Annotated in this window: 5 protein-coding genes; 4 read left to right on the top strand and 1 reads right to left on the bottom strand. The window is 39.0% G+C overall.

The features are described from left to right. The first annotated feature begins 190 nt into the window (after positions 1-190). The 3 genes from ABIL39_11780 to ABIL39_11770 all read left to right on the top strand — a co-directional run bounded on the left by ABIL39_11780 (position 191) and on the right by ABIL39_11770 (position 4,896). Entirely contained in the window at positions 191-1,711 is a 1,521-nt protein-coding gene (locus ABIL39_11780; GenBank protein MEO0166804.1) for a right-handed parallel beta-helix repeat-containing protein, read from the top strand. Between the two features lie 210 nt (positions 1,712-1,921). Next, the gene (locus tag ABIL39_11775) at positions 1,922-4,681 is read left to right on the top strand and encodes a S8 family serine peptidase (protein MEO0166803.1); all 2,760 of its coding nucleotides are present in this window, start codon (positions 1,922-1,924) and stop codon (positions 4,679-4,681) included. Positions 4,682-4,683: 2 nt separating this feature from the next. Then, positions 4,684-4,896, top strand: coding sequence for a hypothetical protein (locus ABIL39_11770; protein ID MEO0166802.1), 213 nt, complete (start codon positions 4,684-4,686; stop codon positions 4,894-4,896). A gap of 23 nt (positions 4,897-4,919) precedes the next feature. Here the strand turns inward: ABIL39_11770 and ABIL39_11765 are convergent, their stop codons facing one another. Beyond that, positions 4,920-7,181 carry a hypothetical protein gene (locus ABIL39_11765; GenBank protein ID MEO0166801.1) on the bottom strand — a complete coding sequence of 754 codons (2,262 nt, stop codon included), beginning with the start codon at positions 7,179-7,181 and terminating at the stop codon, positions 4,920-4,922. A gap of 226 nt (positions 7,182-7,407) precedes the next feature. Between ABIL39_11765 and ABIL39_11760 the strand changes: the two genes are divergently transcribed. Then, positions 7,408-9,336, top strand: a 1,929-nt coding sequence (locus ABIL39_11760; protein MEO0166800.1) for a T9SS type A sorting domain-containing protein, incomplete at its 3' end; no start/stop codon positions are given.

The following is a 9,336-nucleotide window of genomic DNA, read 5'->3' as shown; positions in this document are numbered from 1 at the left end:
AGAAATTGTTAAGCAGTTTCCGATTGGGTTTAGAATTATTGGATAAGCTGGATTTATCCAAATACCCGTGGCTTTTTTGTTTCAAAAAGTTATGCCCAACCGAAGATTAAAAGTGAGGAGTACTCAGGTTGTCAAGATCTTGACAATGGTAAAAGGCTGGATTAAAATTAAAATGTCAAAAGGAGGAAAAATGAGTCGGGTGAACATTATCATTCTCTTATTCTGCCTTGGTTTTGCCACAACTTATATTGCAGATACACCAGGTGAAATACAGTCATATACAAATCAATTGCAGGCTGGTGATACACTACTGATAATGCCTGGAACATATGCTATGAACTGGAATATTGCAGACCGATATGGAACCGAAAATGACTGGATTGTGATACAACCTTATTCCAGCGGTGTGGTTATCAATGGCGTCAATTATGATAATGTGATTGATATCTATAATTGCCATTATGTGGAACTTAGAGGAATTGAAATCACAAATTCTTATAATGGTTCAGGGATTGATGGGATAAAATTCAGAACCACGAGCGACCATATTTTGATGGAAAACTTACATATCCATGATCTCACTGGTGTCGGGATAAGTGCCAATCCTGCAGGACAATCTTTCACTTATCTCACAATTCGTCGCTGCCATATCCACGATATAACTGATGTTGGTGAAGGTCTTTATATCGGAAATCATGATGGTCTTACACCGGTCCATCATTGTCTTGTAGAACTGAACTGGATACACGATTGCCACCCACATAAAGGTATTCAGTTCAAGCGGGGTACATATTTAAACATCATTCAGGATAATGTTGTTTACAATTGTGATGAGGCAGGGATTGTTTTGTATAAGACTGACCAGAGTTCAGCATTAGACAATAATATTGTGCGTCGGAATGCAATCTGGAATACACCTGAAGGTATCTTTGCCGTGGGTCAGACCAATATTGACAATAATGTGATATTCAGTTGTGATTATGGAATAAATGTCCGCAATTATGGTGGTTGGGGAATGAATGATTTATATATCCGGAATAATACAATATATCACTGCAATATAACCTGTCTTAGGCTTGATGACTGGAATATTGCGACCGGAGAAATGGTCTGCATCAATAATGCCTGTTATCAGGATACCATAACCGCGAGTGCGATACAGGCACCGGACGGAATAGGTCCGGGTTATGTAGCATATAATCGGCATTATGGTCAATCCCAGGTAACAGGTTCAACATTGGGCAATCATCCGAGCCAGGAATTTATAAATCCAGTCCCGACCCCGGGTGTTATCAATCTTTATCCAAAATCCAGTGCTACATTGCTCAATAACGGGACCCAATCCTATGGTGCACCGGATGACGATTTCAATCTCTTATCAAGACCTTATGGAAGCCAGTGGGATGTTGGTGCCTATGAATGGCGTGGATTAAATAATCCTGGCTGGCAGATCCAGGAAGGATTTAAAGAAATATTGGTAGGTATAACTGAGGATAAAGATGTAGATCATCCTGCTGGTTTCTTTATACCGACGATTTTAGCAAATGATTGCCGATATGAAGACCGAGTCGATGGTATACTTACATTGTATGATCCTTTGGGCAGAAAGATCGGCAAAAGACTGAATAACTTACCTGGAGGGATTTATTTCTATAAGATTGAAACAGCAAAGAAAGGTATAAAATTTGGCAAGTTAATTGTAGTTAACTAAACCTTCCTACCATAAGTCTTTATGATAGGTACCCTTCATTGGAAAACCATTTGTTATTGCATTTTTAAGAAAAAATGGTATAAAAATTTTATTTTTTCCCAAAGTCAGTAAAAAAAGAAAAAAACCCACGCAATTTCATATGTTTTTTAGGACATTTTGATCAAATATATGACAATTTTATGATAAAATATTTCTGCTAAAGGAGGTTTTATGCACTATTTATTAATATTATTTTTCCTGTTACCCCAGGTGCCGGGGAAGATTACCTCAGACCTGAAGGATGTTATGGATAGAGCAAGACCGGATGAAAAGATTTTTGTGATCGTTCATATGAATACGGAATATCCATTTAGTGAGAACGACAATTTAACCCCGCAGGAAAAATGTAATCAGGCAAAGGTTATTGCTTTTAACTCACAGAGTGCCTTGGTGGATTACCTGAAATCATTGCCCGAAAGTAAGGCGGAAATTGTTCGGCAATTCTGGGTTTTTAATGGTCTCCATTTGAAGGCGACAAAGGATGTGATCAAAGAATTAGCCAAACGGAATGATATCTGGTTTATCTCTTCGAATGTCAAAATGAAATGTTCCTTTGAACCTCAAACAATTGAGGAAAGTAATGTGCGATTGGATAACTCGGATATAGATAATGTGGATATTGGTTGGAATTTAAGAAGGATACAGGCAGATTCTTGCTGGGCGGCAGGATACAGTGGAAGAGATGTCATTATCGGAGTTGTTGGCAGTGGCGTAATGGTTCAACATCCAGCACTTGCAGGCAAATGGCTGGCGCCTTACTGGTATGATGCAGTGAATGGGCAATCAGTTCCTTACGATGATTATTGGGGTACATTCTTAACTGGCATAATCTGCGGGGGCGATGGTCCAGGACCTTCTGGTAATGATATCGGTATTGCCTATAATGCAAAGTTTATTCCGACGAAATGTATTGATACATCGGGTAGTTATACTTATTCATCAACTGATGAGTGCTTACAGTATATGGCGGATCTTAAACAAATGGGGATTGATATAAGATTGCTTGATATTGAGTTTGCATACGTTGGAACACAAAATAATATACACTGGTGGAATATAGTGTCTTTCATGAAAGATCTGGGTATATTATCAGTCTGTGATGTAGGAATTCCTACAATATCTGGAACTTTTTCAGCACCAGCGAGTTATCCGATAGTAATTGGCGTTGGCTACGTTGATAGTCTCAATATTGCTAATCAAAATGTTGGACCATCTCCGAATATACCGCCAATAAATGATCCTTCTTTCTGGTTTTATCCCACCTGGAACTTTTTAAAACCGGACCTCCTCGCACCATGGGGAAATGTGTATTCAGCGTGGAAGAATGGTGGATATAAATTAGGGAATGTTCCGCCCTTGTCACATGTCGTTGGTGCAGCAGCTCTTTTGCTTGAAAGAAATCCAAATTACACACCCCAACAATTATATCATCTCCTTTGTTTCAATTGTGACGGAGCATATTGGGCGGGCAATATACCCAACAATAAGTGGGGCTGGGGAATACTAAATATCTGGCGCGCTTTACAGAATTCACCATCACCCAACCAACCGAATCTAATCATCACAAAACCCCGTGTAGTGGGTGACAATAATGGAAACGAGAAACTTGACCCTGGAGAAAACGCCCAGATTGTTTGTTATCTAAAAAACAACGGTGTATTTGATGCCACGAATGTCTCAGCCAAATTACGGACGGGTGATCCCGGGATAATGATTTTAGATTCTACTGCCAATTTTGGTAATATCAATGTTGGTGATTCGGTGCAGAATACCAGTGATCGGTTTGCACTATATGTTTCACCTAATTATTTAGGTGGTGATACTGCACGATTTGTGGTTTTTATCGCCTGTGCCGAGACATCCTGGACAAAAGTTATTGAATTTCCAGTGGGAAACCCAGTACCCAATGATGGACGCTATTATTGCTACTGGTCGACTGGTCCATATCCAGAATTGAGGCCGGTATTTGAGTGGTTTGCGATTGATACTACTCAGAATGAGCATCAGGGAATATCGTTGGATCCCCAAAATGAAGACCCTAAATGTGTTCACCTACCGTTTACATTCAAATTTTATGGCGAAAATTACAACCGAATTATGGTGCATGACAATGGATTTATCGTAATGGATTCCGTCGCAGTTCCATATGGTCTTATAAATGGTATACCCACTCCCAACTTACCGAATAATTTTATTGCAGCGTTGAATCACGGTTTCCTTTGGCCCAACTATCCAAATCATCCGGCAGATGTTTATTACTATTACGACCAGCCAAGGCATCGGTTTATCGTAGAATGGTTTAAAATGCCGTTATATACTCTGCCAGATACCCACTATAGTTTTCAGATTGTCCTACACGACCCAGCATATTACCCGACACCCACCGGTGATGGTGATATCTACTGCTATTACCGATTCTATCACACCGACTCTTTCGGTCAGGCCTCTTATCAGGTTGGTATTGAAAATAGTACTGGCACATCAGGAGTATATTACCGGGTAAAATTGGTGCCAAATTTTCCCTGTGGTGTTCCACCTATTAGCGATAGTTTTGCCTTGCGATTCACAACCTGGGCACCCAATAGTCTGATTGGTATTGAAGAAAATCAATCTTTTATTTTTAATCCTGTGCGACCCGAATTGAGACTGGCATCGAATATCTTTAATAAATCCCTTAAGATTACATTATACATCCCGGATGAAAATTACAATTATAACAGAACTAAAAATGATATCTCGTTGAAAATCTATGATGTGGCAGGGAGGGTGGTGAGAAAATTTAATCACGAAATTAAGAAAAATGGTGAGGCTTTCGAAGTTATCTGGAATGGTTTGGATAATCACGGTCGCAGGCTGCCTTCCGGTGTCTATTTTGTCCATCTGAATTACAAAGGCGTAATTTGTGTAAAGAAAGCAGTGTTGATTGAGTGAAAATGGGTGCGCATCCATTTATCGGTGAAATTTTAATCGCATTGGGGGTTATTACCCATGAACAGGTAAATGAGGCGCGGTGGGTGCAGATGAATAAATACAGCGGAAAGGGTAAACCATTGGGTGAAATAATGGTTGAGCTGGGTTATATCACCGAGGCAGATTTGAATCGGGCATTGAGTCTGCAAAGAGACTTAAAGACAAATCGCCTTTAAAATACCTTTAGAGAATCCCCCTTTCAGATCCCGGGGTGCCCTTTGGGTGCCTCGGGTTTTTCATTTGATTTTTTAGATAAATCTAAAAGGCGTTTTGCCTCTTCCGCATCAGGAATAATCCTTAGAATCTTTTGTAAAATTCGGCATGCGCCGTATTTGTCGTCATGTTCCAGACAAATCTTCGCAAATGAAACCGCTTCATCTTCAATTTGGGTTAAAATTCTAAATCTCATATCTACAGACCAGTTGTCAAAATTTTTTTTAAATGGCTCACCGCGCAGTAAATTAAATGCTCGCAAATACTCTTTTCGAGCAAAATTCCATTCTCCTGCTCGGTTCAGCGCTTTGGCACGGGTAATGATTGAGATAAATTCACCGTAATCATTTGTGATATAAAATCCATTATTTATTAAGTGGCCGTCCCTTGCTACCAAGAGATGTTTGGGCAATTTTATTTTCTTTTTAAAATCGGTTAGAAAACGGGCTAAACGTCCTGTTAATTTATCTTTCTTGGGCCAGAAGTAATTGAATATTTCATCTATTGCTATTGCCCTTTCGGGTTCGGGTATCTTTTGACTCAAAAAAATAAAAAATGCCTTCTCTTTGGGTGTGAGATTTACCTTTAGATAGGTTTGATTCTTGTAGATAACGACTTCGCCCAAAAAATTTATTCGGTAACTGGGCATTTCAGGATTTAAAGCCGGCATTTGAAGTAAAGCCTGAGGTAAATCGGGCTTCTTGCCATGATTAAGGACATTGAGAACCAATTCGGGTATAAAGAATAAACAACGCTGGAGAAAACCTACCAAGCCATATCTTTGCGCAAAGATAAATAACTGGCGATAATCTTTTATTTTTAAACTTTGCCGTGCACGTTTGAGCAAATGTATCAATTGTAATGTCGGCAGTTCAGAGCCTGGCGATTCTTTATCAATTGAAATTAAATGGCTTAAAACTTCTATTTCTCTTTTCTGCCCGTATTTTGCAAGAATTGGTAGATAATTTTTAATAATGCGTTCGGCATGGGTTTTTTCGCCCAGCGCACAGTGAATTGTGGCATAGCAAGATATCGTCGAATATAATGTTCCAATGAGCTGCTCTTTCTCTACCTGTCTCAAACTCTGTTCACATTTTGCCAGACTTTCTTCTATCCGTCCCAAACCAAAATTTATCAGGGCACGTGCTATCAGGTAATGGGCAAAATATTTGTCTTTCTCATCAATCTTTGCTTTACTAAGATATTTCAGCGCCTCCCGGTATCGACCATTTAAAGTGAGACATATAGAAATTTTGTAATATAATCGATTTTGGTCTATTCTATTCGTGGTCCATTCCAATGTTTTTATAAAATATCGAGTAGCGACGCGATAATTGCTCATGAAGGTCATCAATTCACCATAAGTTTCATAATAGAATGGGTACTTCTTTTTTGCCATTATCTGCCGCATCTCCTTTGCTATCCTCTGCGCTTCGCCAATCTGTAAAATCTCACAATAAGCAGAGGCTTCAAAAAATTTCAACTGGAAATCAAGCACGGGATCTCTTAAATTGCCTTTAATTTTTTTAAGATGAGAGAGAAGATTCAAAATTTCCCGAGGATATCTCAAACGAGTCAAAGCTGCCAGTTCTAAAAGTGCAGCTTTTATCGCAGAATAAAACAATCCTTCCCTTTCCAGTTGGATTCTTAAATTTTTAATATGTTCATAGAAATCCTGAAGGGGAATTTTCAAAAATTGCGTAATCAATTTATCCAGTTTTCTTTTCGTTGTCAGCAACTCATCGGGTATTTCTCTGAGGATATCCGTATAATCAGCAGGAAATGCCGGCAACCGATTGATAATATCGGCACATTTCTTTAAATTGTCTGAAGAATGTCCATTTTTGAGTAATATCCGGACATAAGTTAGATTATATTTTGCCTCAGCTGTTGCCGGAGCAAAAAAAGAAAAGGGGGTTCGGGGATTCTGCCTTATCAGTCCATAATCTTTCCAGATATTATAAATTATCTTGGTTGAAACTTTAATACCCTGATTGTTTAATTCACTTTGGGCTTGATCAAGCGTGATATCCGGTTTAGCTTCTTTTATACTAACAATTCTTTTTTCAATTAATTCAGGGATATCTTTCCATAGCCGTCGATAAAAAAAATCTTTTTTATAGAATTTTTTTGTCCATCTCCACAGGGTGGTGTGATGAATGTTGTACTTGCTTGAGATGAATTTGAAATCTTTTTTTTCCTGAAGTTCATCGAGGGCATTCAGGATTACCTCAAAGTTTTTCTTCATTGCAATTTTATGGAAAATAATACCAAAAAATATCATTTTGTCAAGTACGCTATATTTCAGCAAAAACCATTGAAAATCCTTAATTTTTTGAGCCCAGGGGAAAGATTCTATAGCAGTTTATTTATATAATATTACTGGCAATTAAAGTAAGTGAAAAGGGGGTGATAATTTTTTTGAAAATTAACTAAAGGTCCAAATTGCTTTTAAAAAGAAAGGAGAAAAAAATATGAAAAATATTATATGGGTAGTAACAATATTAGCAACACTATTATTTGCGTTGGAGACCGATGATAAAATTATATTTGTCCCTAATGGCTGGACCGCTGAAAAAGCGGCGCTGGCGCAGAAATGGAAAGATATGTCAGGTTCTGATAAACAAACAATAATCTTAAATCTTGAAGATAGACTAAATAATCTTTTACCTCAATTACCTCCCGATGTTTTTTCCGCCGAGGAGAATGCATATGTTGGATATAGAATAAGACTCCAAAAACTCTGGCAAGAATTTAAATCTCAACCAACAGATTGGAATTATGCAGAATTGGTTTACCTTATGAATGAAGCAGAAAATTTTCTGCAATATATTACAAGAGAGAAAAATTTACCAAAGATCCATTATGAAGAAACCCAGATACATCCAGTTAAATTTGACTATTCTAAGCGGGATGACGATAACCAGGGAACCGGTTGGTCATTAGGTCTTGTAGACTTGAGTGTTCTGGACCATGTTACCCCTTCGGTCGCCACTTTTAATAATTATATCTTTGTTGCCGCAAGCAATCAAACTTCGGGGACGGGTGAGGATACGATATTTCTCTGGCGCTCAACTGACTGTGGGAATAATTGGGAAAGATGGCACTCACATGGTTCTGCGACTGCCGACCGCCATGTTTTTGATGTAGCAATTGACCCCATTAATCAGTATCTGTATGAATCGTATGCAATTAGTGGCTCATCAATGTCCGGCAATATCTGGATTCGACGTTTTACTGATTTAAATGATCCTTCGGCAACCAACATCTTTAGTGTGGAAACATCGAGTGACGAATGTAACCAGCCCCATCTCAGCGTAGAACATGTCTGGTCCGACCATCGCCTTTGTTGCATTTATCACAATTATACCACGGGAAATGTGGTGATTGCTCAGTCAACGGATTTTGGAGAGACCTGGTCGACTGTTTATACATCGCCATGGACAACCAACATCTGGGCGATACCCAAAGGTGCCCAGGGCGCGGCATCTCAATCAACTGATAAATTTGTCTTTGTTGCTCGAAAATCGAACAATTCATTAGTAATTCTGGAAAGTATCTCAGGCTTGCCAGGCAGCTGGACTGGAACTGAATATGTACATACGTCTGATATTGATAATATTGATGTAGCCGCTTCGCACAACTATAATCGGGCAAGCGTTGTTGTCGCTTTCGGCTATCCCTGGACCGCAACGGATTATAATGTCCGGATATTATTCCGAATGGCAAATGGTATGGGTTTTATTTCAAAACTGGTTGATGGTGATGCACTTATGACCAAAACGCCCGTCGTCACCTGTGATGGAGAATATGCTGGAAATAATGCTGGTCCTGATCATTACCATCTTGCCTATTACAAAGACCACGATGGCGACACTTACTACATTCCTTTTGCTTTACGGTGTCTGAATGATTCCATAGCCCTTAGCAATTTATATAACACCAATCCCAATAATTTTGAAAGGGTGGGGACAAGTATTATCGACACCCTAACAACATCCTCTGATTATGGGCGGCCATATACCTGGTATCAGATGGATATGACCACGTTCTGGAATAACACTCACAATCAATGGTTCCCGGCGATCGTTTGGATGCGTTATTATCCAAGCAACAATGAAGCCGATCCCAGGTTGTCTTTCCCTGATGAGACATTTGGTATCCTTGAACACCGACCGATAAAGATGGCGGATCCCGATGTTCATATTTCTCCTAATCCTTCAAGAGGCGATTTTATCCTTTGGGGAAATCTTAAAAATTCAGGGGATATCAGAGCGTTGATATACGATGCCTCAGGAAGATTGCTAACAGAAATAATAAGAGAAACAAGACCGAGCGGAAGATACCTTTTCAATAATAAAATAACCCTACCCGAGGGAATTTACTTTATTTATATCCAAACC

The organism is candidate division WOR-3 bacterium, from assembly GCA_039802205.1.
Classification (GTDB): Bacteria; Hydrothermota; Tepidihabitantia; order SM23-42; family JAOAFX01; genus JAOAFX01.
This window is presented reverse-complemented; position numbering and strand designations above follow the sequence as displayed.